We start from the raw sequence: 246 nt of genomic DNA on the forward strand, positions 1-246 counted from the left end.
GCCGCTGTTCGCGCTGCTGCTGCGGGTGTTCTACCTGCTCGCCGGGCGCGGCTACCTGGAGCACCTGGTGGTGGCGCTGTACAGCCATGCCTTCCTGCTGCTGGACCTGCTCGCGATCCTGCTGCTGATACTGCTGGGCCAGGCGATGGCGCCGCTGGGCGACTGGCCCGGGGTCATCATCGGGCTGGTCCAGCTGGGGCTGTTCCTGTGGATGCCGGTCTACCTGCTGATCATGCAGCAACGCGT

The 246-nt window shown here is 67.5% G+C and carries 1 pseudogene; it reads left to right on the forward strand.

The features are described 5' to 3' along the window. Positions 1–246: pseudogene (locus tag SB753_RS40200) on the forward strand (hypothetical protein); the annotation flags it as partial.

It is taken from the genome of Paraburkholderia sp. SIMBA_053, from assembly GCF_046534895.1.
Lineage (GTDB): Bacteria > Pseudomonadota > Gammaproteobacteria > Burkholderiales > Burkholderiaceae > Paraburkholderia > Paraburkholderia caledonica.